General features: G+C 67.5%; 27 protein-coding genes, 1 tRNA gene and 1 other RNA gene. 19 read left to right on the top strand and 10 right to left on the bottom strand.

The window, feature by feature from the left end; translation table 11 throughout:
- Window positions 1–46 precede the first annotated feature (46 nt).
- From coaBC to DPQ64_RS01550, 12 genes are all read left to right on the top strand, one after another.
- Window positions 47–1,249, top strand: a complete 1,203-nt coding sequence (gene coaBC, locus DPQ64_RS01495) for a bifunctional phosphopantothenoylcysteine decarboxylase/phosphopantothenate--cysteine ligase CoaBC (RefSeq protein WP_115862591.1) — start codon at window positions 47–49, stop codon at window positions 1,247–1,249.
- Window positions 1,250–1,422: 173 nt separating this feature from the next.
- Complete coding sequence (locus DPQ64_RS01500) at window positions 1,423–2,538, top strand: monovalent cation/H+ antiporter subunit E (protein ID WP_115862592.1); 1,116 nt, start codon at window positions 1,423–1,425, stop codon at window positions 2,536–2,538.
- Window positions 2,535–2,810 carry a cation:proton antiporter gene (locus DPQ64_RS01505; protein WP_115862593.1) on the top strand — a complete coding sequence of 92 codons (276 nt, stop codon included), beginning with the start codon at window positions 2,535–2,537 and terminating at the stop codon, window positions 2,808–2,810. Before DPQ64_RS01500 ends, DPQ64_RS01505 begins: the two co-directional genes overlap by 4 nt.
- Window positions 2,807–3,145 carry a monovalent cation/H(+) antiporter subunit G gene (gene mnhG, locus DPQ64_RS01510; RefSeq protein ID WP_115862594.1) on the top strand — a complete coding sequence of 113 codons (339 nt, stop codon included), beginning with the start codon at window positions 2,807–2,809 and terminating at the stop codon, window positions 3,143–3,145. Before DPQ64_RS01505 ends, mnhG begins: the two co-directional genes overlap by 4 nt.
- Window positions 3,142–3,675 carry a DUF4040 domain-containing protein gene (locus tag DPQ64_RS01515; RefSeq protein WP_115862595.1) on the top strand — a complete coding sequence of 178 codons (534 nt, stop codon included), beginning with the start codon at window positions 3,142–3,144 and terminating at the stop codon, window positions 3,673–3,675. The genes mnhG and DPQ64_RS01515 overlap by 4 nt, the downstream gene beginning before the upstream one ends.
- A complete protein-coding gene (locus DPQ64_RS01520; RefSeq protein WP_115862596.1) occupies window positions 3,672–4,247 on the top strand; it encodes an MnhB domain-containing protein in 576 nt (191 codons plus the stop codon). The genes DPQ64_RS01515 and DPQ64_RS01520 overlap by 4 nt, the downstream gene beginning before the upstream one ends.
- The gene (locus tag DPQ64_RS01525; RefSeq protein ID WP_115862597.1) at window positions 4,244–4,600 is read left to right on the top strand and encodes a cation:proton antiporter subunit C; all 357 of its coding nucleotides are present in this window, start codon (window positions 4,244–4,246) and stop codon (window positions 4,598–4,600) included. The genes DPQ64_RS01520 and DPQ64_RS01525 overlap by 4 nt, the downstream gene beginning before the upstream one ends.
- Window positions 4,593–6,170: a monovalent cation/H+ antiporter subunit D family protein gene (locus tag DPQ64_RS01530; protein WP_115862598.1), complete on the top strand. Its 1,578-nt coding sequence runs from the start codon at window positions 4,593–4,595 to the stop codon at window positions 6,168–6,170. Before DPQ64_RS01525 ends, DPQ64_RS01530 begins: the two co-directional genes overlap by 8 nt.
- A gap of 4 nt (window positions 6,171–6,174) precedes the next feature.
- Window positions 6,175–8,037, top strand: a complete 1,863-nt coding sequence (locus tag DPQ64_RS01535) for a cation:proton antiporter (RefSeq protein WP_115862599.1) — start codon at window positions 6,175–6,177, stop codon at window positions 8,035–8,037.
- Window positions 8,037–9,794, top strand: coding sequence for a Na(+)/H(+) antiporter subunit D (locus DPQ64_RS01540; RefSeq protein WP_115862600.1), 1,758 nt, complete (start codon window positions 8,037–8,039; stop codon window positions 9,792–9,794). The genes DPQ64_RS01535 and DPQ64_RS01540 overlap by 1 nt, the downstream gene beginning before the upstream one ends.
- 84 nt (window positions 9,795–9,878) lie before the next feature.
- The gene (hpt, locus tag DPQ64_RS01545; RefSeq protein WP_115862601.1) at window positions 9,879–10,445 is read left to right on the top strand and encodes a hypoxanthine/guanine phosphoribosyltransferase; all 567 of its coding nucleotides are present in this window, start codon (window positions 9,879–9,881) and stop codon (window positions 10,443–10,445) included.
- 109 nt (window positions 10,446–10,554) lie between these two features.
- Complete coding sequence (locus DPQ64_RS01550) at window positions 10,555–11,331, top strand: nucleoside phosphorylase (protein ID WP_115862602.1); 777 nt, start codon at window positions 10,555–10,557, stop codon at window positions 11,329–11,331.
- Between the two features lie 23 nt (window positions 11,332–11,354).
- Here DPQ64_RS01550 and DPQ64_RS01555 read toward each other — a convergent pair whose 3' ends face one another.
- The 3 genes from DPQ64_RS01555 to DPQ64_RS01565 form a co-directional block, all read right to left on the bottom strand.
- Window positions 11,355–11,642: a hypothetical protein gene (locus DPQ64_RS01555; protein ID WP_198661965.1), complete on the bottom strand. Its 288-nt coding sequence runs from the start codon at window positions 11,640–11,642 to the stop codon at window positions 11,355–11,357.
- A gap of 244 nt (window positions 11,643–11,886) precedes the next feature.
- Window positions 11,887–11,959 (bottom strand) — tRNA-Arg (locus DPQ64_RS01560).
- An 18-nt stretch (window positions 11,960–11,977) separates the two neighbouring features.
- Entirely contained in the window at window positions 11,978–12,298 is a 321-nt protein-coding gene (locus DPQ64_RS01565) for a Sec-independent protein translocase subunit TatA/TatB (RefSeq protein WP_115862603.1), read from the bottom strand.
- 213 nt (window positions 12,299–12,511) lie between these two features.
- On the opposite strand from DPQ64_RS01565, the gene DPQ64_RS01570 reads away from it, so the two are divergent.
- Together DPQ64_RS01570 and DPQ64_RS01575 are read left to right on the top strand one after the other, a co-directional pair.
- Entirely contained in the window at window positions 12,512–12,991 is a 480-nt protein-coding gene (locus tag DPQ64_RS01570) for a redoxin domain-containing protein (RefSeq protein WP_115862604.1), read from the top strand.
- Between the two features lie 95 nt (window positions 12,992–13,086).
- Window positions 13,087–13,917 (top strand): HD domain-containing protein, encoded by an 831-nt coding sequence (locus tag DPQ64_RS01575; protein WP_115862605.1) that lies wholly within the window; start codon window positions 13,087–13,089, stop codon window positions 13,915–13,917.
- A 9-nt stretch (window positions 13,918–13,926) separates the two neighbouring features.
- On the opposite strand, the gene DPQ64_RS01580 is transcribed toward DPQ64_RS01575, so the two are convergent.
- A complete protein-coding gene (locus DPQ64_RS01580; RefSeq protein WP_115862606.1) occupies window positions 13,927–15,033 on the bottom strand; it encodes a glycosyltransferase in 1,107 nt (368 codons plus the stop codon).
- 123 nt (window positions 15,034–15,156) lie between these two features.
- Entirely contained in the window at window positions 15,157–16,164 is a 1,008-nt protein-coding gene (locus DPQ64_RS01585) for a glycosyltransferase family 4 protein (protein WP_115862607.1), read from the bottom strand.
- A 323-nt stretch (window positions 16,165–16,487) separates the two neighbouring features.
- Between DPQ64_RS01585 and DPQ64_RS01590 the strand changes: the two genes are divergently transcribed.
- The 3 genes from DPQ64_RS01590 (at window position 16,488) to DPQ64_RS01600 (ending at window position 18,063) form a co-directional block, all read left to right on the top strand.
- Window positions 16,488–16,766, top strand: coding sequence for a ribonuclease P protein component 4 (locus tag DPQ64_RS01590; protein ID WP_115862608.1), 279 nt, complete (start codon window positions 16,488–16,490; stop codon window positions 16,764–16,766).
- 72 nt (window positions 16,767–16,838) lie between these two features.
- A complete protein-coding gene (locus tag DPQ64_RS01595; protein WP_115862609.1) occupies window positions 16,839–17,084 on the top strand; it encodes a YhbY family RNA-binding protein in 246 nt (81 codons plus the stop codon).
- Between the two features lie 97 nt (window positions 17,085–17,181).
- A complete protein-coding gene (locus DPQ64_RS01600; RefSeq protein WP_115862610.1) occupies window positions 17,182–18,063 on the top strand; it encodes a mechanosensitive ion channel family protein in 882 nt (293 codons plus the stop codon).
- Between the two features lie 172 nt (window positions 18,064–18,235).
- On the opposite strand, the gene ffs is transcribed toward DPQ64_RS01600, so the two are convergent.
- From ffs to DPQ64_RS01615, 3 genes are all read right to left on the bottom strand, one after another.
- An RNA gene (gene ffs / locus DPQ64_RS01605) (signal recognition particle sRNA) lies at window positions 18,236–18,548 on the bottom strand.
- A gap of 139 nt (window positions 18,549–18,687) precedes the next feature.
- Window positions 18,688–19,254 carry a DUF5658 family protein gene (locus DPQ64_RS19455; RefSeq protein ID WP_232820453.1) on the bottom strand — a complete coding sequence of 189 codons (567 nt, stop codon included), beginning with the start codon at window positions 19,252–19,254 and terminating at the stop codon, window positions 18,688–18,690.
- 173 nt (window positions 19,255–19,427) lie between these two features.
- Window positions 19,428–19,847, bottom strand: a complete 420-nt coding sequence (locus DPQ64_RS01615; RefSeq protein ID WP_115862611.1) for a DUF7548 family protein — start codon at window positions 19,845–19,847, stop codon at window positions 19,428–19,430.
- Between the two features lie 138 nt (window positions 19,848–19,985).
- Here DPQ64_RS01615 and DPQ64_RS01620 point away from each other — a divergent pair, with 138 nt between their 5' ends.
- Both DPQ64_RS01620 and DPQ64_RS01625 read left to right on the top strand, forming a co-directional pair.
- Complete coding sequence (locus DPQ64_RS01620) at window positions 19,986–20,306, top strand: DUF5798 family protein (protein WP_115862612.1); 321 nt, start codon at window positions 19,986–19,988, stop codon at window positions 20,304–20,306.
- 102 nt (window positions 20,307–20,408) lie between these two features.
- Window positions 20,409–21,389, top strand: a complete 981-nt coding sequence (locus tag DPQ64_RS01625) for a PLP-dependent cysteine synthase family protein (RefSeq protein WP_115862613.1) — start codon at window positions 20,409–20,411, stop codon at window positions 21,387–21,389.
- Between the two features lie 588 nt (window positions 21,390–21,977).
- Here the strand turns inward: DPQ64_RS01625 and DPQ64_RS01630 are convergent.
- Both DPQ64_RS01630 and DPQ64_RS01635 read right to left on the bottom strand, forming a co-directional pair.
- The gene (locus DPQ64_RS01630; RefSeq protein ID WP_115862614.1) at window positions 21,978–22,646 is read right to left on the bottom strand and encodes an HAD family hydrolase; all 669 of its coding nucleotides are present in this window, start codon (window positions 22,644–22,646) and stop codon (window positions 21,978–21,980) included.
- 70 nt (window positions 22,647–22,716) lie between these two features.
- Window positions 22,717–23,127 carry a CoA-binding protein gene (locus DPQ64_RS01635; RefSeq protein ID WP_115862615.1) on the bottom strand — a complete coding sequence of 137 codons (411 nt, stop codon included), beginning with the start codon at window positions 23,125–23,127 and terminating at the stop codon, window positions 22,717–22,719.
- Between the last annotated feature and the right edge of the window lie 4 nt (window positions 23,128–23,131).

Genomic DNA, 23,131 nt, shown 5'->3' on the forward strand with positions numbered 1-23,131 from the left:
GCGTGACTTCCACGGGTTTAACGGCTCACGCTCCGAACCCCCGGTAATGCTCGCGGGAGTCAACGTCGCGCTGGGCGTGACCGGCAGCATCGCCGCGGTGAAGGTCGTCGAATTGGCCCACGAACTCCGCCGGCGGGGCGCGTCGGTCCGGGCCGTGATGACGAATAGCGCCCAGAATATCGTCCATCCATGGGCGGTCGAGTTCGCCACCGAGAATCCGGTGGTGACCGAGATCACCGGCGCGGTCGAGCACGTCGAGCTCTGCGGTCGCGACGGCTGGGCCGACGCGTTCCTGATCGCTCCCGCGACCGCGAACACGGTCGGGAAGATGGCCGCGGCGGTCGACGACTCGCCGGTCACCACCTGCGCGACCACGGCGCTCGGCGCGGACGTACCGGTCGTGGTCGCGCCCGCGATGCACGAACCGATGTACGACCACCCGGGCGTGCTCGACGCCATCGAGCGCGCCGAGTCGTGGGGCGTCGAGTTCGTGCCGCCCCGGATCGAGGAGGGGAAGGCGAAGATCGCGACCGAAGACGCCATCGCGCAGGCGGTCGCGCGCGAGAGTTCACCGGACCTCCTCGCGGGCGCACGGATCGTCGTCACCAGCGGTGCGACCGCCGAACCCGTCGACCCGGTGCGCGTGCTGACCAACCGGTCGTCGGGGAAGACCGGCCGGGCAGTCGCGCGCGCCTGCGACGCGCTCGGCGCGGACGTGACCCTCGTCCACGGCGCGGTCGGCCCGCACGCGCTCGGCCGCGGGCCGGGCGTCGACGGCGTCCCGTACGTCGACCTCGTGAGCGTCGAGACGACGGCGCAGATGATCGACGCGGTGGTGGAAAGAGCGGACGGCGAAGCCGGAGACCACGAGGCCGACGCGCTCGTCTCGGTGGCCGCCATCGGTGACTACACCGTCGAGGCCGCCGACGAGAAGATCCGGTCGGGGCAGAACCTCTCGCTCGACCTCTCGCCGACGTCGAAGCTCCTCGACGAGGTGCGGGCGGCCAGCGACGTTCCCATCGTCGGCTTCAAGGCCGAAACGTCGGGCGACGACGAGTCGATGGTCGAGCGCGCTCGCGAGACGCTCCGACGCGCGGACCTCTCGTTCGTCGTCGCCAACGACGCGAGCGTGATGGGCGAGGCCGACACGCGCGCGCTGTTCGTCCGCGAACGCAGCGTCCGCGAGTACGTCGGGTCGAAGGAGAAGCTGGGCCGGCGGGTGGCCGAGCAGTTAGCTGGAGCGGTATAAATCGTAGATTCGCACGCGCGAGCGCGACGCGGACGACTTGGGAACGCGAGCCGACCGCGGGAAACCGAAGCAGTCTTTGGACGCGGGGCCCGCGTTTCGGGTAAGAGACTCACGATGGTCGGCCACGGACAGGTGAACAGCCGCTTCGAACGAGATTACGACGACACAGTACAATGACGGGAGCGAACGTCCTGGTTCCGGTTCGGGAGTCGGTCACGCTCAGGAACACGGTCGCCTACGCGGTCGACAGCGCGATCGAGTCCGAATCGGAGTCGCCACCGACCGTCCACTTCGTCTTTCCACTCGTCCGGCGCGCCGTCCTCGGACCGCCACCGGACGACGCCGAGGAGTTGCTCGGCCGGGTCGAGGCGTGGGCCGAGGAGGACCTCGAAGAGCGCGAGACGGACGTCCGGGTCGAGACGGCGTTCGTCGGCCGCGAGGAGTACCTGTTCAACCCCGGCGACTACGCCGACGTGCTCGCACGGTACGCGACCGAGCACGGCGTCGAGACGGTCGTGCTCGACCCGGAGTTCAACCCCGCGGGGATGACGCCGTTGCTGCCGCCGCTGGAGACCGAGCTCGAACGTCTGGGTATCGACGCGGAGATCGCGCCCGTCGAGCGACCCACGCGCCGGTTCCCCATCATGCGGCGCGCCAGCCTCGGCCAGTTCGTCGTGCTGTTCGGCTGGGCTTTCGGCTTCTACCTCCTCATCGCGGGGTCGCTCGCGCCCTTCGAACTCGCGACCGGCGCGATAAGCGGCCTCGTGGTCGCCGCGCTGCTGTGGCGCATCTCGCTGAGCGGCTTCGCCAACGTCCGCCGACTGGCGGGGCGGCTCGCCCGGATGGGGCTGTACGCCCCCTACCTGCTGTGGGAGATCGCGGTGGCGAACGTCCAGATCGCCTACGTGGTCCTCCACCCGAAGCTGCCCATCGACCCCGAAATCGTCGAGTTCGACGCCGCGGTGTGGTCCGAACTCCCAGTGACGACGCTCGCGAATAGCATCACGCTCACGCCGGGCACGCTCACCGTCGACGTGAACCGCCGGCAGTTCACGGTCCACGCGCTCACGACCGAGACGCGCAAGGACCTGCTCGACGGCGGACTGGAGCGGGCGGTCCGGTTCGTCTTCTACGGGCGCTCGGCCGCCCGCATCCCGAGCCCCGCCGAGCGGAACGCGGAACGGACCTGGGAATCGGACGCGGACGCGGAGTCGGACGTGGCGGAAAATTCGGACTCGGACGCCGAATCGGGAGCCGACGACGACTCGACGGGAGGTGAGAACGCGTGAGCTTCGTCAGTAGCGTCCTGCTGGGCGCGGCCGGAGCGCTCGTCCTCATCTCACTGGCCATCGCCTACCGGCTCGTCCGCGGGCCGACGATGCAGGACCGGGTCATCGCGGTCAACGTCATCGGCTCGAACATCGTCGTCATCATCGCGCTCGTAGCGGCCGCGACCGGCGAGGCGTCCGCGCTGGACATCGCCATCGTCTACGCGCTGTTGAACTTCCTGATGAGCATCGCCATCTCGAAGTTCACCGTCGAGCGGGGTGGTGTGCTGTGACGCCCCGCGAGATCGCCATCGCGGTGCTGGCGGCCGGCGGCGTGTTCTTCGCGTTCGTCGCCGCGGTCGGGGTGCTCCGGCTCCCCGACCTGTACACCCGCTCGCACAGCGCCTCGAAGAGCGATACCCTCGGGGCCGGACTCGCGCTGGGTGCCGTCGTGGTTACGTTCGGCGCCAACCTGTCAGCTGTCAAGGCACTCCTGCTGATGCTGTTCATGCTCATCACGAACCCGACCGCCGCCCACGCCATCGCGCGGGCGGCCGCGGAGGAAGGCATCGAACCGTGGACCAGAGACGACGGAACGCAGACGAGCGACGAGGAGGTCGAACGATGAGCACCCTCGAGTTCGCGCTGGTGGCGTTCGTGCTCGCGACCGGGCTCGCGACCGCGGTGCTGCGCGACGTGCTCGGGTCGATCATCGCGTTCGCCGCCTACAGCCTCGGTATCGCGGTCGTCTGGGTCGTGCTGCAGGCCCCCGACGTGGGGCTGACCGAGGCCGCGGTCGGTGCCGGGGTGACCACGGTGCTGTTCTTGCTGACCATCGCCAAGACGGTCCGGCCGTCGGGCGAGCGCACCCTCGAACGTCTCGATCTCCCGGCGCTCGGGGTCGCGGTCGCGCTGGTCGCCGTGCTGGCGACCACGCTCGGCGCGCTCCCGCCCGTCGGCGGCGCGGAAACGCCGGTGGCGACCTCCGAGGTGACCAGCTACTACCTCGAAAACGCGTATCACGAGGCGGGCGTGGAGAACGTCGTCACCGCGGTGCTGGCGGCGTACCGCGGCTTCGACACCCTCGGCGAGGCCGTGGTGGTGTACGCCGCTGGCGTCGGGGTCCTCGTCGTGTTCCAGAGGGAGGTGTTCGCGTGAGCGACGACGCCACCTCGGAGCCGGGCAGCGAGCCCGTCGCTCCCGAGGGATCTGAAGTCGACGAACCGGCCGAAGAGTCCGCGACCGAAGAGCCCGCAGAGGAGTCGCCCATCGCGGAGACCGCGTCCCGGCCGTACGTCGAGAGCCCGATCATCATGGCGACAGTGCGGGTCGTCGCGCCGTTCGTGTTCACGTTCGGGCTGTTCATCATGTTCCACGGCGCGGACTCCTCCGGCGGCGGGTTCCAGGGCGGGGTCATCGTCGGGACCGTCGTGTTGATGCTCGGCATCGCGTTCGGCATCGGGCCGACCCGCGAGTGGGTCGACCCCTCGACCATCGTCGTGCTGGTCGGACTCGGCACGCTCGGGTTCGTGTCGGTCGGGCTCGGGACGGTCGCGCTCGGCGGCGCGTTCCTCGACTACCCCGTGTTCGGCACGGCGCTCGGCGTCCCGCACCCCAGCAAGTACGGCATCGAGCTGGTCGAACTGCTCATCGGCGTCATCGTCGCGGGCATCATCACCGGCCTGTTCTTCGCCATCGCGGCCGGGACACGGGGAGGTGAGTCGGCGTGATCGACGCGTTCGCTCCCCGGTATCTCTACCTCGTGACGTTCCTGCTGCTCGGCATCGGCACGTACATGATGATCGGCAATCGCAACCTCGTCAAGAAAGTCATCGGGATGAACCTGTTCCAGACCGGCATCTTCCTGTTCTTCATCGCGGCCGCATACGTCGAGGGCGCGAGTCCGGCGGTGTTGACGAGGGAAGCCCCGCACGTCAGCCCGCTGCCACACGTGCTCATCCTGACCGCCATCGTCGTCGGGGTGAGCCTCACCGCGGTCGCGCTGGGTTTGATCGTGCGCATCTACGCCGACTACGGCACCCTCGACGCAGACGTGCTCTGGGAGGTGCGTCACGATGACTGATCTGGTCCCCATCGCGGTCGCGCTCCCCATCGTCGCGTCGGTGGTCGCGCTGCTGGCCGGGCTGGTCCGCTCGCGGAGCGGCTGGTACGTCGCGCTCGTCGGCTCGGTCGCACAGGTCGCGCTGACCGCCGAACTCGCCCGCCGCGTGGTCGCGGACGGGGCCATCCGGTACGTGGTCGGGAACTTCTCGGTCCCGTACGGCATCGAACTCGTGATCGACGGGCTGTCGGCCACGATGATCGTCCTCGTCGCGGTCACCGCGCTCGGCGTGCTCGCGTACGCGCGGCGCGCTGGCCCGCGCTCGAACCCCTTCTACGGAGCATACCTCCTGCTGGTCGGCGGGCTGACCGGCATGAGCATCACGGGCGACCTGTTCAACCTGTACGTGTTCCTCGAAATCACCGGACTGGCGACCTACGTGCTGGTCGGAAGCGAGGAGGGCGGCCGGTCGGCCGTCGCGGCGCTGCGCTACCTGCTTGTCGGGACGGTCGGCGCGTCGCTGTTCCTCCTCGGTATCGGCTACGCCTACGTCGCGACCGGGACGCTCAACATGGCCGACCTCGCCGCGGTCATCGGCGAGGACGTGGGCTACACGGCGACCCTGATCCGGGCGTCGTTCGCGTTCGTCGTCGTCGGCCTGTTCGTCAAGGTCGCGGTGTTCCCGCTCCACACGTGGCAGCCCGAGGCGTACGCGAGCGCGCCCGACTCGGTCAGCGCGCTCATCTCGGCGCTGGTGTCGACCGTCTCGGCGTACGCGCTGATTCGCGTGATCTACACCGTGTTCACGGTCGACTTCCTCGAAGCGAATCCGCTCGCGGCCGACCTGTTGGCCGCGGCGGCCGCGGTGAGCGTCGTGGCCGGGAGCGTGCTGGCGGTCGCCCAGTCGGAGGTAAAGCGGATGCTCGCGTACTCGTCGGTGGCCCAGTTCGGCCTCGTCGTGGCGGCGGCCTCCCTCGCCAACGAGACCGCGATGATCGGCGCGTTCGTCCACCTCGTCGGCCACGCGATGATGAAGGGGAGCCTGTTCCTCGCGGCCGGCGTGGTCGCGACCGCGACCGGCGCCCGCACCGTCGACGAGTACGACGGCCTGGGCGAGCGCTTGCCGGTCGGCGCGGGCGCGTTGGCCGTGCTCGCGCTGGCGATGGTCGGGGTCCCGCCGACGCTCGGCTTCGTCGGCAAGTGGTACATCGCGCTCGGGGCGGTCGAGACCGGGTCGTGGGCGCTGCTCGCAGTCATCGTATCCTCCACCCTGCTGACCCTCGCGTACTTCGCCCGGCTGATCGAGCGGATATTCTTCCGGGAGTACGCGGCCCCTGCCGGCGAAACCGGTGTCGCCCCGGACGACGCCGACGTTCCGGGCGACGCCGACGTGGTCGCGGACGGGAACGGCCTACCCGCGGACGGGAACGGCGTGTCCACGGACGACGGGGACGCGCCGCTCCGCGAGGACGTGTCGTTCGGCATGTACGCGGTGGTTGTCGTGGCCGCGCTGCTGGCGGTCACGCTCGGCGCGGCCGTCTTCGAGTACGCACAGTTCGTCCAACCGACCGTAACACGGCTCCTCTCCTGACACCATGACAGACGTCTCCTCGCTCCGACCGCTCGCAACGGTGCTGGTCTCGGCCGTCGCAATCGCTCCCATTCTCGCCTCCCGCGGGCGACCGAACCTCCGGGAGTCGTGGACGATGCTGGCCGCGCTCGCCACATTCGGTCTCTCGGCGAGCATGGTGCCCGGCGTACTCGCCGGTGACACGTACGTCACCGACTTCGGCACGTTCCTCCCCGGCGTGGAATCGGGTTCCGTGGCGTTCGCGCTGCAGGCCGACGCGCTCGGACTACTGTTCGCGCTGCTGGCGAGCGCGTTGTGGGTCATCACGAGCCTCTACAGCATCGGCTACATGCGCGGGCTCGACGAGGACAGTCAGACGCGGTACTTCGCGGCGTTCGCGGGGAGCGTCTCGGCGGCCGTCGGCGTCGCGCTCGCGGACAACCTCGTCGTACTGTTCGTCTTCTACGAACTGCTGACGGTCGCGACGTACCCGCTGGTCACCCACGACCAGACCGACGAGGCCAGGGCCGCCGGCCGGAAGTACCTCGCGTACACGTTCGGTGGCGGCGTCGCGGTGCTGGCCGGGACGCTCATCGTGGTGTGGCTCACCGGCACGGCCGACTTCACCGCTGGCGGTATCGCGGCGCTCGCCGAATCCGACCCCGCGATGGCCCGGTTGGCGTTCACCCTGCTCGTCACCGGCTTCGGCGTGAAGGCCGCGCTGATGCCGATGCACTCGTGGCTCCCGGACGCGATGGTCGCGCCGACGCCCGTCTCGGGGCTGCTCCACGCTGTCGCGGTCGTGAAGTCGGGCGTGTTCGGTATCGCGCGGGTGGTCCTCGACGTGTTCGGGCCCGAGACGGTCTCGGACCTCGGGATGGGCCTCCCGCTGGCGGTCGTCGCGGCGTTCACCATCGTCGTGGCGAGCATCATCGCGCTCCGGCAGGACAACCTCAAGCGCAGGCTGGCGTTCTCGACGGTGAGCCAGCTGTCGTACATCGTGCTCGGGCTGGCCCTCCTCGAGCCGAGGGCGCTGGCCGGCGGGCTGCTCCACATCCCCGCCCACGCGTTCATGAAGCTCACCCTGTTCTTCTGCGCGGGTGCGATCCACGTCGAGACCCACACCGACGACATCAGCGAGATGGCCGGCATCGGGAAACGGATGCCGGGGACGATGATCGCGTTCGGAATCGCCTCGCTCGGGATGGCCGGCATCCCGCTGGTCGCCGGGTTCGTCAGCAAGTGGTACCTGCTCATCGGCAGCGTCCAGGCCGGCGGCGTCGTGTTCGCGGGCGCGCTACTGGTGTCGGGCGTGCTCAACGTCGCGTACTTCTGGCCAATCGTCTACCAGGCGTTCTTCGAGAGCGAGGACGCGGTCGGCTCGAAGCCGTTGATCGAGAACCCCTTCGGCGGCCGGGACGCGCCGGTCCCGGACGGCGGCCGCAACGCCGACGACGAGCCAGCAGGTGCGACGGACGGGGTCGCCGACCCCGACGAGGGCGAGTACGCGGTCGACCGCAATCCGAGCGACCACGTCGTCGAGCACTCCGCGTCCAAGCGCGCCGAATCTCCCGACGCGGCGCACGCTGACGAAGACGCCGAGTCGGACCGCGCAGTTCCCGACGACGCCGATCACAACGGCCCCTACGAGCCCGAACACTACGATCACGTGGCCGACGACGAGGACGCCCCGGAACACCACCACGCCGGGCCGCCCGCGGGCGGTTGGGAGCGCCGGGCGCTATCGTCCGAGACGACGTGGTTCATGCTCGGGCCGATACTGACCGCCGCGACCGGCGCGGTCGTGCTCGGGATCGTCCCCGACAGGGTGGCGTTCCTCCGACTGGTCGAGATCGTCGTCGCGGGCGCGACGGGGGTGACCCTCTGATGGTCGACTTCGCCGCGTTCCCGCCGGCGTTTCTCGTCCTCGCCGCGGCGCTGGTCGTTCCGCTGCTGTCGCGGCGCGGCGGCCACGCGGTCGGCGCGGTCGCCACGGCTATCGTGGCGGCCTGGTCGGTCGTCGTCCCGGCCGAGACGTACCTCCGAACCTCGTTCCTCGGGTTCGAGGTCGCGCTGTTCAACGTCGACGAGTTCTCCCGACTGATGGGCATCATCTTCGGACTCGTCGGCACCGTCGCGGTGGTGTACTCGTACGCCAGCGACGCCGAGAATGCCCAGACCGCCTACGCGCTGTCGTACGTGGGCACCAGCCTCGGCGCGGTGTTCGCCGGCGACTGGCTCACCCTGCTGTTCTTCTGGGAGCTGATGGCGATCACCTCGACGCTGCTTGTCTGGGACTACGGCGGCGCGGCGATCCGGGCCGGCTTCCGGTACGCCATCCTGCACGCCATCGGCGGCAGCCTGTTGATGGCCGCCATCATCTGGCACTACGTCGAGGTCGGGTCGTTCCTGTTCACCGCCGCGGACGGCATCGCTCCCGGGCTCCCGCAACTGCTCGCCGCGCTCGGCATCGGCGTCAACGTCGGCTTCGTGGGCCTGCACGCGTGGCTGCCCGACACCTACCCGCGACCCCACGTCGCCGCGAGCGTGTTCCTCTGCGTGTACACCACGAAGACCGGCGTGTACGGCATGCTCCGGGCGTTCCCGGACGGCAACGTCGCCATCGCCTACATGGGCGGCGTGATGGCCGTGTTCGGTGCCACGTACGCATTGTTCCAGAACGACATGCGCCGCCTGCTCTCGTACCACATCCAGTCGCAGGTCGGCTACATGATCGCCGGCGTCGGTATCGGAACGGCGCTGGGCCAGGCCGGCGCGATGGCCCACGTGTTCAACCACATCCTCTACAAGGGCCTGCTGTTCATGACGGCGGGCGTGGTCATCTACCGGACCGGTACGGAGAGCCTGAAGAAACTCGGCGGTCTCGGCCGCGAGATGCCGGTCACGGCCGTCGCGTTCACGGTCGCGGCCCTCTCTATCGCCGGGTTCCCGCTGTTCAACGGCTTCGTCAGCAAGGGCATCGTCATCTCCGCCAGCCACTACGACTTCCCGGCCGGACCCGTCGCCGTCGGCGACTTCCACACCCTCGAACTTCTGCTCCTCGTCGGGGGCGTCGGCACCTTCCTCTCGTTTATCAAGTTCGGCTACTACGCGTTCCTCAACGGCGAGTACGCGGGCAGCGTCGAGGATGCCAACCGCGGCCAGACCGTCGCGATGCTCACCGTCGCGGCGCTCTGTGTCTTCTACGGCGTCTTCGACGGCGCGCTGTTCGCCATCCTGCCCTTCGACGTGACGAACGGCGACGTCGTCTCGCACGTCTACCACACATACACAACCGACCACGTGGTCGAGGGGCTGGCGCTGGCGGCCATCGGTCTCGTCGGGTTCGCGCTCATCAAGAAACCACTGGAGAAGATCGGCGGCAACGTCCCGGACGTGGACGCGCTCTACAACCCCACGGCGTTCTACGGCACCCGCGGCGTGGTGGTCGGCGTGACGGAACTCTACGCCGCGGTCGACCGGCTCGCGGTCGGATTGGCGAGAACCTCGGGCGAAGCGGTCCGGTCGCTGGGCACCGGCGTCGTGTCGATCGCCGGACGACCGACGGAGCTTCGGACCGACATCCGCAACGGCGTCCTCCTGGTCGTGTTCGGGCTCGTTATCGCGCTCGCCGTGGTGCTGTAGGGCGTTCCATCGAGATCCCGCGGTAAACCAACCCACGGACGACCGAGACCGTCACCTTTTATTGGCGTGTCGAGTACTCCCAACATGGAGAAGCTGAAGCAGTCCCTGCTCGACGCGCCGATCATCGAGAAAGACGGCTACCACTACTTCGTCCATCCCATCAGCGACGGCATCCCCGTCCTCGAACCGAGCCTGCTCCGCGAGATCGTCATCCAGATCATCCGGAAGGCCGAGTTGGAGGACGTCGACAAGATCGTCACGCCCGCGGCGATGGGCATCCACATCTCGACCGCGGTGTCGCTGATGACCGACATCCCGCTGGTCGTCATCCGCAAGCGCGAGTACGGACTGGAGGGCGAGGTCTCGCTGTCCCAGCAGACGGGCTACTCCGAGAACGAGATGTACATCAACAACGTCGTCGAGGGCGACCGCGTGCTCCTGCTCGACGACGTGCTCAGCACCGGCGGCACGATGAACGCCATCACGGAGGCGCTCGAACACATCGGCGCGGACGTGGCCGACGTGCTCGCGGTCATCAAGAAGGTCGGCCCGAACGAACTCGACGACAGCGGGTACGACGTGAAGACGCTCATCAACGTGGACGTGCAGGACGGCGAAGTCGTCATCGTAGACGAGCACGGCGACGGATAAGGGACTGCGCGTCTCCCGCGGAAATCGGGTTTTCGCTGAGCTTGCGAACTGATATCAGTGTCCGCGCCTGCGGAACGCATTTCACCGCGGCCTCGCTACGCCCGTAGCGATGCCCGTTCCGAACCTCCCGGAGAAGCTCGACGCCGAGCCGCTCGTCACGCCCGAGAAGAACGCCGAGTACAAGGCCGAGCGGGTGGACGACGACCTCGGAACCCCTCCGGAGGCGGTCGTCCTCTGCTACAGCCGGAGCCTGATGGACTACGTCACCGAGAACTACGACGGGCAGGAGGTCGACCACTACTACGGCAGCCTGTTCGTCTTGGACGCGACCGACGGCGCGGTCGGCGTTCTCGGCAACTTCGGCATCGGCGCGCCCACGACCGCGATGGTGATGGAGGAACTCATCGTGGACGGCGTCGAGGCGTTTCTCTCCATCGGCTTCGCGGGCTGCTTCGACGACTCCATCGAGATGGGCGAGTTCATCGTCCCCGACCGGGCCATCCGCGACGAGGGCACCTCGCATCACTACGCCGAGCCTGCGAAGTGGGCGACGGCGAGCGAGTCGTTGGTCGTCGAGACGACGCACCTACTGGCCGACCGCGGCGAGTCGTTCCACGAGGGCCCCACGTGGACGACCGACGGCCTCTACCGGGAGACGAAACTGGAGGTCGAGCAGTACGCCAGCGAGGGCGTCCTGACCGTGGAGATGGAGGCGGCCGCGGTGTTCGCGGTGGCGGCCCACCGCGGCGTCGACGCGGCCGCGATGTTCGTCGTCAGCGACTACCTCGGGCTCTCGGACTGGGAGCCGAAGTTCCACCTGACCGCCGAGGACATGCAACGACTCGCCGACACAGCCGTCGACGTTCTCGACGGCTACGTGGGTTGAACCTCGGCGACGAAACGGAATCTTCAGTCGGAGGCGGTCTCGCTTCGATGGCGGAAATCGGGGAGCAGCGCCGCCAGTTCTGGCGAGCGAAGGGCGGCGATGGCCGCCCACAGCGCGCCGGTCACCACCGACCCCGTCGCGGAGAACGTCATCCCCATCGTGTAGAAGCTCGCGCCGTAGACGAAGCCGAGTCCCGCGGATGGGAGGCTCGTTCCGAGCGGGACGCGCGCAGTCTGGTCTTTCAGCGTCGGCGCGAGGAAGACGATGGAGAAGACGCTGCCGACGAGGAAGACGACGTCTTGCCAGATCACGATACCACCTCGACCGGGGAGAGTGTTGGAATCATTTACTCGACTTCGAGTACTCTTTTCGGGTAGGTAACGCTGGCCCGTATGGATATTCGGCTCAGACCGACGAGGGGGTTCGATAGCTAGCGTTGCGAACGAGTGTCGTAGAACGGACTGACCGTAGACCGCCGGAGCGGAGGTTTGACGATACTTTCGTGACCGGTCTCGCCGAGCGGCGCTCACGAGCGCCGCTCGGCGAGACCGGTCACGGGCGTGGCGGGGGTCGAACCCGCGATCTGAAGGTTAGGAACCTTCCGCCCTGTCCACTAGGCCACACGCCCCGAAGTGAGAAAAGTCGACTACTCGGCCTTGTTGGTTTCGGTCGCCGCGTCCGTGCTGGTCGAGGACTCGCCCACGGGTTCGGTCGAGGACTCGCCCACGGGTTCGGTCGTGGACTCGCCGACCGGTTCGCTACCGGTGTCGACGCCGCCCTCCTGCATCTCCTGAAGCTCATCCTCGACTTCCTGGCGCCCCTTCTTGAACTCGCCCATCGCCTCGCCGGTCGACCGCGCCAGTTTCGGGATCTTGTTCGCGCCGAACAGCAGGACGGCGATGAGGAGAATCACCATCATCTCCATCCCGCCCGGCACGGGTCCGAACAGTGGAATCATCTGTGCCATCTCTATCTGATGATAGCTGATTCTCGACTATAGGCTTTTTGCTCGTTGTTCGACGCGAATAGTTGGTGGGGTTCGCTCGCGCGGCTTCGCTCGGCCCCAGTCGACGGGGCGTACCGTCGCGCGGCCGGGGCCGATGGGGCAGCCGTCGCTCTTCCGGAGGAATCGGCCTGATTCACAACTGTCTTCCCCCGGACCTGTGTAGCTTGGAATACAATGGTCGACGTAGGCGACGACGCACCCGACTTCACTGCACCGCTCGCGAACGGCGACGTCGAGGAGTTCACCCTCTCGGATCATCTCGACGAGGCACCGGTCGTCCTCGCCTTCTTCCCCGGCGCGTTCACCGGCGTCTGCACCTCGGAGATGAACGCCTTCGAGGACGAACTCGCCGCGTTCGAGGAGGCCGGCGCGACGGTGTACGGCATCAGCGTGGACTCGCCGTTCGCCCTGAACGAGTTCCGCGAACAGGAGGGTCTGAGCTTCGGGCTCGTCAGCGACTCGAACAAGGAGATCATCGAGGACTACGGCGTGGAGATGGACTTCGCGGACATGGGCTACTACGGCGTGGCCGAGCGCGCGGTGTTCGTCGTCGACGAGGAGGGCGAGATCACCTACGCGTGGGTCGGCGACGACCCCGGCGTCGAACCCGACTACGAGACGGTTCGCGGGGCCGCGGCCGAAGCGGCCGATTAAATGGAGTCGGGGCAACGAGTCCCGACCGAAGAATTCCGGCCGTCGAACCCGGCCGGACCGAGCCCTTTTTTCGCTGGACCGACTACGTACCGAGCATGAGCGACGCCGACGAGACGGCGGTGACCGACGACGCGGGCCGGGAGTACGACCCGGACGCCGACCACGCGTTCCCCGACGAGCGCGTCAACGAGGTGCTGGAGTTCGTGAACGGCGATCCCGAGATACAGACGTACCTCCGGGCCCAGAACGTCAACCCCGTGCTCCGGAAGGGGTACAACGACCACGGGAGCAAGCACATCGAGATCGTGCGCAACCGGGCGCTGAGTCTTTACGACCTTCTCAAGCGCGGTGGCGTCGAGTTCAACGGCGCGTCTCAGCAGGGACTGGACGAGGCCGACGAGAGCGTCATCGTCGCGCTGGCGGCGACCATCCACGACATCGGCCACGTGGTCCACCGCGACGACCACGCCTACTGGTCGATTCCTCTCGCTGCGGACCTGCTCGACCGCGTCCTCCCGGAGTTCGACTTCTACGGCACCGAGGAGGTCGTCCGGATGAAGGGCGAAGTCCTGCACGCCATCCTCTGTCATCACACCGAGGAGGACCCGCTCACGACCGAGGCGGGCATCGTCCGCATCGCGGACGCCCTCGACATGGAGGAGGGTCGCTCGCGGATGCCCTACGAGAAGGGTGGCCGCGGCATCGACACCGTCTCTAGTCAGGCCATCCGGCGCGTCACGCTGATGGAGGGCGACGCGGTCCCCGTCCTCGTCGAGATCGAGATGCTGAACGCGGCCGGCGTGTATCAGGTCGACAACCTCCTGAAGGCAAAGCTCCGGGACTCGGGACTGGAGGACGACGTGCGCATCGTCGCAGTCAACATCCGGGATGGCGAGAACAATCTGGTCGAGCGCGTGGAACTGTAGGCGACAGGGTCACGACCTGAGCGATTCGTACACGCTTCGGAGCTTCTCGACGGCGTGGTCGACGCTGACGGCGTCGCGACGGACAAGACACGTCTCCCGGAGCTGCTCGCGCTCGTCGAGCGTCCGATCGATGGCGTCCTGGAAGTCGGTGATGTTCCCGCTCTCGTAGTGATAGCCGGTCTCACCGTCCTCGATGGTGTCCGCGAGCGCGCCCGCGTTCGCGCCGACCACGGGCGTCCCGCACGCGTTGGCCTCCAGCGCGACGAGACCCTGCGTCTCGACCGGACTGGGGAACGCGAATGCGTCGAGCGCCGAGTAGAACGCCGGTAACTCCTCTCGGTCGAGGAAGCCGAGGAAGCGCGCGTCCGCCCCGAGCGACTCGGCCTGTTCGCGGAGGTCCTCGCGGGCGGGGCCGTCGCCGCCGAACACGACGGTCACGTCCATCTCCGACGCGGCCGCAACGAGCTCCGGGAGGCGCTTCTCGTAGCCGTGCCGGCCGGTGTAGCCGATCAGCGGGCGGTCCCCGTCGAGGTCGTAGCGGGCGAGGAACTTCTCGGTCTCGACCGGCCGGAACCGCTCGGTGTCCACGCCGTTGGGCACCACTTCGACCCGCGTCTCGACGCCGACCGCGTCGCGGAGGTGGTCGCGGGTCGCCGTGCTCGGGACGAGGACTGCGTCGGCGCGACCGAAGAACCATCGCTCGTAGGCCTCGGAGACTCGCTCGACCAGCGAGGCCACCGCGTCGGTGGGCGAGACGTACTCGGCGTACTCGGCCGTCGGCGTGTGGTACGAGGCTACCAGCGGGAGGTCGCGGTCGCGCGCGAGGCGAAGGCCGCCGAGCCCGATGGCGAACGGCGTGTGAGCGTGGACCACCTCGGCGCTTCGGACAGCCTTCGGGATCTTTGGCGTGCCGAGTCGGAACCCGTCGTAGAACGGGAATGGGAGGCTCCCGACCGGGTGCTCGCCGTCGTTGGGGCGATGGCCGTCGGCGTTGGGGTACACCACGTCCATCCGGCCGCCGGCCCGCTCCCAGCGGTCGCGCCACGACGCGATGGTGTAGGTCACGCCGTTGACCGTGGGCAGGTAGGTGTCGGTGAACGCGGCGACCCGATGCATTTGTTCGGTCTTTGCGAACCGATAGTTAAATCCTTGTGAAGTTAGCTCGACGGGCCGACTCGCGGGCGAATCGCGACGCTGGGCCTGTCGTTCGGCGAGTCCGCCGCGAAAAACGTCGTCGAGTCAGACCAGCTCTCGGTACAGCGACACGAGGCGTTCCCCGATCGCGTCGAGCCGGAACGCCTCGCTCTTCTCGGCGGCGTTGGCTCCGAGTCGCTCGCGCAGGTCGGGATTGCGGAGCCGGTCGAGCCGTTTCCGGAAGTCGGCGATCGAGCCGCTCGACTTGAGGCAGTGGGTCCCGTCGTCGAGCCAGTCGTAGGTCGGAATGTCGCGGATGACCAGCGGTTTCCCACAGCCCATCGCTTCGAGCAGCGCGATGCCTTCGTTCTCGTTCTTGCTCGGCCAGAAGAAGATATCGCCCGCGGCGTACGCCCCGCGGATGTCCTCGACGTACCCCGTGAACTGGCAGTTTTCGGGCGCGTTCTCGACCAACCTCTTGGTGTCCCTGCTCTTGAGCAGCCGGTCGAGGTCGCCGCCTGCGGGGTTGAGGTAGCCGAACCAGACGAAGTCCAGATCGGGCATCGCGCGGGCCGTCTCGACGAACGCTTCGAGCCCCTTGCGCTTGATGACGTGGCCGACGTTGAACACGACCGGCGGGTCGAGGTCGTAGCGGTCGAGGTACTCCGCGCGCAGCCCTTCGGCGTCGAATCCTTCGACCTTCGCGGGGTCGAAGCCGTTGCTGATGACGGTCTTGGGCGCGTCGGCGTATTCCTCGATCACGCGCCGGTTGTGCTCGGAGGGACAGACGAGGTGGTCGGCCAGCGAGTAGGCGTACCGGAGGTACGGCTTCATCGGCTTGGCCAGCGCGTTCGAGAACGCGAAGCTCTCCCGGAAGTCCTCGGCGGTCTGATGGGTGTGGACCAGCACCGGCACGTCGGTCCGCCGGGCCTTGTGCGCCCAGTACAGCGACCGGGGCCCCATGTTGTTGAGGTGGAGCAGGTCGGCGTCGAGCGTAGGGTCGGTAGTGTACTCGATGCCGTGGAGGTCCAGTATCTCGCGCTGGTTGTCCACCGACTGGACGTGGCCGCCGGTGATGTACTCCTCCCACTCGAAGTAGTGGCTCACCTTCATGGATCGGTCACGGGTCGGCGTTCGGCCGGAATCGTCGGCGTTCGAAAGGTGCGTCTTCGGAGGGTTCGAGCGCTCTCACTGCCTGAGCGAAAACGCGGCCCGGACAAAATCCTACCGGAACGTCGTGGGAAGGCGACGAAGCGGGCGTGAGAGAAACAGAGCGGTCGCGAGTAGAGAACAGTCTCGACGGTGAGTTCCACCTGAGAGAAACCAAAACTTATTTTACCCGTTCGGAGAATCTCCCCCATGGGGCAACACAGGCCAGTTTCTATCCTTGTCCTGTCTCGCCCCGGAAACCCCCACCCCCCATTCCCCCTTACTGCATGACGATAGCCGAAGAACGCATCGAGCGACTCGCGTCGCTCGCCCGCGACGCCGCGGCCGACTGCCACGACGAGCGCGCCCGAGAGTACGTCCGCCTCGCGCGCAGGCTCGCCGAGCGAAATCGCCTCTCGCTTCCCACCCGGTTCGAGCGGTTCACCTGCGACGCCTGCGACCGCTACCTCCGACCGGGGAAGAACGCCCGCGTCAGGCTGCAGGACGGCCACGTCGTGATAACCTGCGACTGCGGCGCGCAGGCCCGGTACCCGTACGACTCCTGAATCACTTCCTTCGTGGCGCGCCCCGAGGGTTCGTTCACGCCCTTTAAGGTCGTCCCGGCCTGAGAGGCGAGTATGACCGACGAAGAACTCCGGAAGCAGGCCCACGACCTCGACGTGACCGTCTGGGTGGGCAAGTCCGGGCTCGAATCCGTAACGAACGAACTCGACGACCAACTCGACGACCGCGACATCGTGAAGGTGAAGTTCCTCCGAGCGGCCCGCGGGGGCACCTCGACCGAGGAACTGGCCGACGACCTCGCCGACCGCGTGGACGCCCACCTCGTGGAGACGCGGGGCAACACCGCCGTGTACCACTGAATCGAGCGCGCCCACCTCGGTGGGTCCTGCACCGCCCTGTACCGCCGCGTATCACCGAGCCGGTAACTTTTCCTTTCGGCGGTCCCCGACACGGCGTATGGTCGAACCACTCCCGGTGACCGAGGACCTCCTCGGCGATTACGCTGTCGCGCTCACGCAGTTGGTGTACTTCGTCGTCTCGTTCGTCGCGATATACCTCGTCGGGCGCGCGACCCTCGTCCCGCTGGCCGGCCGGTTCCTCGATCGGCGCGACCTCGACGCGCACGCCAAGCGTCCGCTTCTCAAACTCGTCCAGTTCGGGATCGTGTTCGTCGCCATCTCGGTCGCGTTCGGATTCGCGGAGTACGGCAACTTCCTGACCGCACTGGCGACCATCGCCGCCGCGGCCACCCTCGCCATCGGGTTCGCGATGCAGGACGTCATCGGCAACTTCGTGGCGGGCGTGTTCATCTACGCGGACAAGCCGTTCAAGATCGGCGACTGGATCGAGTGGGACGGCGGGAGCTACTCCGGCGTGGTCGAGGACATCAGCCTACGGGTGACCCGCGTCCGGACGTTCGACAACGAACTGCTGACGGTGCCAAACTCCCAGCTCACCGACGGCGTCATCAAGAACCCGGTCGAGGCCGAGAAACTCCGGCTCAAGTTCGTGTTCGGCATCGGGTACGACGACGACATCGAGCGCGCGACCGACATCATCGTCGAGGAAGCAGACCGCCATCCGGAGATTCTCGACGACCCCGCTCCGTCGGTCCGGCTGACGGAACTCGGCGACTCCTCGGTCGGACTGCAGTCCCGCATCTGGATCGAGGACCCGAGTCGCGGCGACTACGTCAAGACCCGCGGCGAGTACGTGACCAGCGTCAAGGAACGGTTCGACGACGAGGGTATCGACATCCCGTATCCGAACCGAACCCTCGGTGGCGGGCTGGAGCTCACGAACCCCGAGGAACTGGAGCGGGCGACCGGCGACGACTAAACCTCGCGCGACGCTTTCAGAACTCGCTTCTCGGTCAATCGATGCGATAGACGAAGGTACTGACGGCAGATAACGGCCGTTTTCCGGAAATTCTCCCCTAGATGTTTTGGACCAATGGTCGGGGGTTCACGAGCCAGTGGCCGGTGAACTCGCGAGTTAAATTAAAGTATGAATGTGGACGCCCGGATTTGCCCGGCGTTCCGTGCCGGGGAATCTCGGTCGCGTCCTCCACCCCGCGACCCTGCGAGCGACAGGTGTCCAGTGGCCCGCTGCTCGCTTCCGCGCCTGACGGATTGCCACCGGTAAACCCCGACTGCGACACTCCTGCGAGTGTCCGCCGAGGACCGCTGTCCCCGCAGGACGAGGCTTCGAAGTCGGCTTCCGGGGCCCGGCCCGGTCTGACCGGACGCCTCCGGGGTTCGGTCCCCGCTGAAGACCGTAGTGCGGGTGAAGAGCAGGGCCTAACTGCCCGACCTAGTCCATCTCGACGTAAGGCACGTCGGGCTTAAGGACCTTTCGTCTCTCCATCTTTCTCTCCCGACCGTTCGCCCCGACCTTCCACCTCCCGACCTCGCGCTGTCGGAGAGTCCGTCGGCGCTTTGGCTCGACTGTCGCGAACCGAATTCATCCTGCGACCGCGAGGATGGCCCACGAGTTCGAGAGCACCACCACCACGCCGATGAGGAGGTACGCAGCGCTCCCCGCGCGGAACGTCTGGCGGGCGTTCCCGGTCACGCCCGGCAGGACCAGCAGGACAACCGCCGCCATCGCCTTCAGCACGACGAGCCCGCCGAGTCCCGCCTCCCGCATCACCGCCGCCGCGACCGGGTTGGCCTCTTCCAGCCCCATCGCCAACCCGACGCCGGTCGTTATCACGTCGCCGACCATGACCGCAATTACCGCGCCGAACAGGAGCGGCGAGACGTAGTCCGTCCACGACCGGCGGTCCCGGACCACGTACTCGCGGTCCTCCTCCAGCAAAAACTCGTCGTCGCGGAGCATCCACCGCGCGGCGGGGTCCGAGGAGTCCACGACTTCGGACGACTCTCGGAGTTCCGCCGGTAGTTCGGCATCTCGGCCAGCGATTCCGGCGGAGCCGGGATTTTCCCCAGCGGTGGCGTCTCCGTCCGTGCCGATCTCCGCCGGTGTGGTTCCGAAGCTGGCGGTTCCCTTTGCGTCTCTTTCGGACACGAAGCAACGATAGGACATCCGACACCTTCGTTACGCGCCGACTGACCGTGGAGTACGCTCCATCTGTCGGTGGAACACGCGTCGGCTGATTTCGGAGAGGGCGAGACTGTCCAGACCGTAAGCACGGTCTGAGCGCGCGAAAACCATCGAGAGTCGTTCGACTCGACGAATCCTCACAGCACGTCGCGGGCGTACCAGCCCGCGCTCGCCGCCACCGCGAGCGTGGTGGCCAACAGCAGCCAGCGGTGGTAGTCGAACGCCGCCTGCTCGGTGAGGCTCCCGACGAGTCCGCCGACCGCGACGGCCCACCAGAGCACGACGGCGGCCATGAACCCGCCGAGGACGACCGTCGCGCCCGCCGCAGTCGGCGGGTCGGTCCGGCCGTTTCGCCCCGCCGCGAAGACGATGATCGCGACGAGGGCGAACAGGCCGACCAGCAGGTGGACCGGCACGAACGTCGGCGCGCCGTAGTACACCCCGGCCTCGGTGGCGTCGATGATCGCGTACGGGACCGCGATAGCGAGGAGGACCGCGAGGGCGGCGATCACGCCGACCGTGGGTGCCGGCGTCTCGGGGAACTGTTCGTGCGACATGCGCGATACTTTTGGTGGGCGTGGCAAAAGCCCAGCGGTCGAACGGAGCGCTGTCGCACGGCGCGTCCTCGTCGGATGTGGTCGAATTGGATGCGGTCGAGTCGGAAAAGTCACGTAACGGGGGACACAACACCAGGTATGGGATTCGGAAGCACGGCAAAGAAGGTCCAGAAGCTGGCCGACACCGCCGAGAAGCTGTACAGCAAGCTCAACGACCTCCGCGAGCAGGTCGCCGAAATACGCGAGCAGCTCGATTCGACTAGCGAGCGCGTCGAGACGCTCGAACGCCAGACCGCCGAGCAGAGCGCGCTCCTCGAAGCCATCGCCGAGGAGCAGGGCATCGACCCCGCTGCGGTGGAGGTCGACTACCCCCAGGACGCGGGTACGGAGTCCGACGCCACGGACGGGGAGGCTAGCGACGGGACCGAGGGCGGAGACGCCGAAGACGCGACCGCCTGATCCGGAACCAGGGCAAGCGACCCCGACGCAGTGACTGACTCCGATGCGGTCGCCGACTCCACACAAAAAAGGTTATCCGCGTTCCCAACTTTTGCCTACGCGATGACCGACCACCGGACGCCGCTCGACTCCGTGCTCGGCACGGTCGGGGAGACGCCCCTCGTCGGCGTGCAGGCGGCACCCGAGGAGGTGCCGGTGTACGCCAAGCTGGAGACGTTCAACCCCGGCGCGAGTGTCAAGGACCGCATCGGGAAGTACATGGTCGAGGCGATGCTCGACCGCGGGGAACTCGCACCCGGCGGCACCGTCATCGAACCGACCGCCGGGAACACCGGCATCGGGTTCGCCATCGCGGCGGGCCAGTTGGGCGTCGACGCCGTCTTCGTCGTGCCCGAGCGATTCAGCGTCGAGAAACAGCAGTTGATGGACGCGCTCGGCGCGGAGGTGATCAACACGCCCACGGAGGACGGGATGGGCGGTGCCATCGAGCGCGCCCACCAGCTCGCCGACGAACTCGACGATGCAGTGGTCCCCCAGCAGTTCGGCAACCCGCTCAACGTCGAGGCCCACTACGAGACGACTGCCCCCGAGATTTACGACGCACTCGACGGCGAGGTGGGCGCGGTCGTCGCGGGCTGTGGAACCGCGGGGACGCTCATGGGCATCGCCGAGTACGCGCTCGAACAGAACGAGGACACCTACGTCGCGGCGGTCGAGCCCGAGGGCTCGCTGTACGCCGAGACCAAGGGCGGGGACGCCGCGGAGGCCGAGTACAAGATCGAGGGCATCGGCACCCACGATCCGAGCACGAACGAGCTGTTCGACCCGGATCTCGTCGACGAGATCTATCAGGTGCCCGACCGCCGGGCGCACGAGGAACTGAAGCGACTCGCCAGCGAGGAGGGCCAGCTGGTCGCCTCCAGCGCGGGTGCGGCCAGCGCGGTCGCCCGCCACGTCGCCGAGGGCATCCGGGACGGCGAGATCGACGCGCCGTACGACAGCGTGGTGACGGTGTTCCCGGACTCCAGCGAGCGCTACCTCTCGAAGGGCATCTACCGGTCGTTCGAGGAGTGGGAGGGGTAATCTCGGGGATTTGGTTATTCTGCGTTTTTCTTGTTGGGTCGAACTTGTTTTGATTCTCGCGTGGTTCGGTGTCTATCGGCGAATGCCTGATTCTCCTTCTACTCGGCGCGTGCTGGCGCGAGTTCATCTCGCGCCAAAGCGCGCGAGGGCTGAGGACCGCAGCGAAGCGAGGACCGCAAGCGGTTGGGGAGGACGAGGCTGTCGCGGTCGCGGTGCTGTTGCGGTTCTCATATGCCTCGGTAGTAGCTAGCTTTATTTCTCCATTGACCGTTGTTTCAGGGCAGTCTACGCTAGCTACTGCTTGAGCCTAGGCGTCACCGCAACCGCACAGCACCGCACCTCGGCCTCCCCAGCCTCCTGCGTTGTCTGCGAACTGCGTTCGCAGAGCAGCGAGACGCCGCAGGCGTCTCGCAAGCCTCGGTCTTCGTTTCACTCCGACCTGCGCTACTCGTCCCTCGCGCGGTTGGGCGCGACACGAGGTCGCGCCCAGACGCGCGCCGGAGCGGTTAGCAGAGTTCCGCGGCGGAGCAAAAAGGTACGATTCCGCGCTACAGAAGTTGACGCGATTCGTTTTACCGATTCTGCAGATCACATCCACGGCGGCTCGTGAAGGTCGTGCATCGACGCGATGGTGTGGTGCGGGTCGTGTGCGCCCGCCATCTCGCGTTCTTCGAGCCACACCGACTGGAGCCCCGCGGCGTGCGCGCCCGCAACGTCCGCGCGGAGCGAGTTCCCGACGTGGACCGTCTCGTCGGCCGAGACGCCCATCGCCGAGAGCGTGTACTCGAACGGCTGCGGGTCGGGCTTGACCGCGTGGTCCGAGCCGGCGAAGGTCAGCGCGCCGAAGTGGTCGGCGATGTCCAGCGCTTCCAGCTTCGCGGTCTGGGTCTCGCGCCCGCCGTTGGTCACCAGCGCGAGGTCGTGGGTGGCTCCGAGGCGGTCGAGCGCCGACTCGGCGCCGGGCAGGAACTCGACGCTGGTCGGGTCCGGGTCCTCGTAGGTGCGGGCGACCGCGAGCGCGTCGGCAGGGTCCCGGCCCTGCTCGTCGGCGATGCGCGCGAAGCACTTCTCGCGGAGTTCGAGCCGGGTGTCGGCCGACACCTGGGCCAGCCAGCGCCGGAAGTCGGTCACGTCGAAGAACGGGTTTACCCCCGCCGCGTTGAAGGCGTCGGCGAGCCGGTCGGCCGTGGAGCGAGGGTGGCGACAGATGGTGTCGTCCAGATCGAGGAAGACGGTGGAGATGTCCGCAGTCGTCATGGGAGATTGTACGCGCTCCGTGGTCAAAAGTGGCTCGTCAGAAGACGTCTTGGTGAGTGCCGATACTCTCTCAGGCCACCAGCCGCTCGTGCTCGACCTTGATGCAGCGGTCCTGTACGACCCGCTTGCCTGCGGCCTCGGCGCGCTCGGCCGCCTCGTCGTCGGCGATGCCGAGCTGGGTCCACACCACGGCCGCGTCGTCGCGCTCGATGGCCTGCTCGACGATGCCGGCGACCTCCGCGCTCGGCCGGAACACGTCCACCACGTCGACGGTCTCCTCGACCTCAACCAGCGAGTCGTACGCCTCCCGGCCGAAGATCTCGTCGGCGAAGGGGTTGACCGGGATGACCTCGTAGCCGTGCTCGCGCAGGTACTGGGGCACGTCGTGGGCGTCCTTGCCGGGCGTGGTCGAACAACCGACGACCGCGACGCGGTCCATACCCAGAATCTCGCGGAGTTCGGCGTCGCTCTCTACGGGCATGTTC

The organism is Halorussus litoreus (assembly GCF_003382685.1).
In the GTDB taxonomy this organism is placed as follows: domain Archaea; phylum Halobacteriota; class Halobacteria; order Halobacteriales; family Haladaptataceae; genus Halorussus; species Halorussus litoreus.

Bases quoted from the DNA above. Each gene is read 5' to 3' on its own strand.
- hpt (WP_115862601.1), top strand. From the start codon at position 9,879: ATGGAGAAGCTGAAGCAGTCCCTGCTCGACGCGCCGATCATCGAGAAA.
- DPQ64_RS01565 (WP_115862603.1), bottom strand. From the start codon at position 12,298: ATGGCACAGATGATTCCACTGTTCGGACCCGTGCCGGGCGGGATGGAG.
- DPQ64_RS01600 (WP_115862610.1), top strand. From the start codon at position 17,182: ATGGTCGAACCACTCCCGGTGACCGAGGACCTCCTCGGCGATTACGCT.
- DPQ64_RS01615 (WP_115862611.1), bottom strand. From the start codon at position 19,847: ATGTCGCACGAACAGTTCCCCGAGACGCCGGCACCCACGGTCGGCGTG.
- DPQ64_RS01580 (WP_115862606.1), bottom strand. From the start codon at position 15,033: ATGCATCGGGTCGCCGCGTTCACCGACACCTACCTGCCCACGGTCAAC.
- DPQ64_RS01530 (WP_115862598.1), top strand. From the start codon at position 4,593: ATGACTGATCTGGTCCCCATCGCGGTCGCGCTCCCCATCGTCGCGTCG.
- DPQ64_RS01625 (WP_115862613.1), top strand. From the start codon at position 20,409: ATGACCGACCACCGGACGCCGCTCGACTCCGTGCTCGGCACGGTCGGG.
- DPQ64_RS01635 (WP_115862615.1), bottom strand. From the start codon at position 23,127: ATGCCCGTAGAGAGCGACGCCGAACTCCGCGAGATTCTGGGTATGGAC.
- DPQ64_RS01585 (WP_115862607.1), bottom strand. From the start codon at position 16,164: ATGAAGGTGAGCCACTACTTCGAGTGGGAGGAGTACATCACCGGCGGC.
- DPQ64_RS01590 (WP_115862608.1), top strand. From the start codon at position 16,488: ATGACGATAGCCGAAGAACGCATCGAGCGACTCGCGTCGCTCGCCCGC.
- DPQ64_RS01575 (WP_115862605.1), top strand. From the start codon at position 13,087: ATGAGCGACGCCGACGAGACGGCGGTGACCGACGACGCGGGCCGGGAG.
- DPQ64_RS01620 (WP_115862612.1), top strand. From the start codon at position 19,986: ATGGGATTCGGAAGCACGGCAAAGAAGGTCCAGAAGCTGGCCGACACC.
- DPQ64_RS01570 (WP_115862604.1), top strand. From the start codon at position 12,512: ATGGTCGACGTAGGCGACGACGCACCCGACTTCACTGCACCGCTCGCG.
- DPQ64_RS01540 (WP_115862600.1), top strand. From the start codon at position 8,037: ATGGTCGACTTCGCCGCGTTCCCGCCGGCGTTTCTCGTCCTCGCCGCG.
- DPQ64_RS01595 (WP_115862609.1), top strand. From the start codon at position 16,839: ATGACCGACGAAGAACTCCGGAAGCAGGCCCACGACCTCGACGTGACC.
- DPQ64_RS01550 (WP_115862602.1), top strand. From the start codon at position 10,555: ATGCCCGTTCCGAACCTCCCGGAGAAGCTCGACGCCGAGCCGCTCGTC.
- coaBC (WP_115862591.1), top strand. From the start codon at position 47: ATGCTCGCGGGAGTCAACGTCGCGCTGGGCGTGACCGGCAGCATCGCC.
- DPQ64_RS01515 (WP_115862595.1), top strand. From the start codon at position 3,142: ATGAGCACCCTCGAGTTCGCGCTGGTGGCGTTCGTGCTCGCGACCGGG.
- DPQ64_RS01535 (WP_115862599.1), top strand. From the start codon at position 6,175: ATGACAGACGTCTCCTCGCTCCGACCGCTCGCAACGGTGCTGGTCTCG.
- DPQ64_RS01500 (WP_115862592.1), top strand. From the start codon at position 1,423: ATGACGGGAGCGAACGTCCTGGTTCCGGTTCGGGAGTCGGTCACGCTC.
- DPQ64_RS01630 (WP_115862614.1), bottom strand. From the start codon at position 22,646: ATGACGACTGCGGACATCTCCACCGTCTTCCTCGATCTGGACGACACC.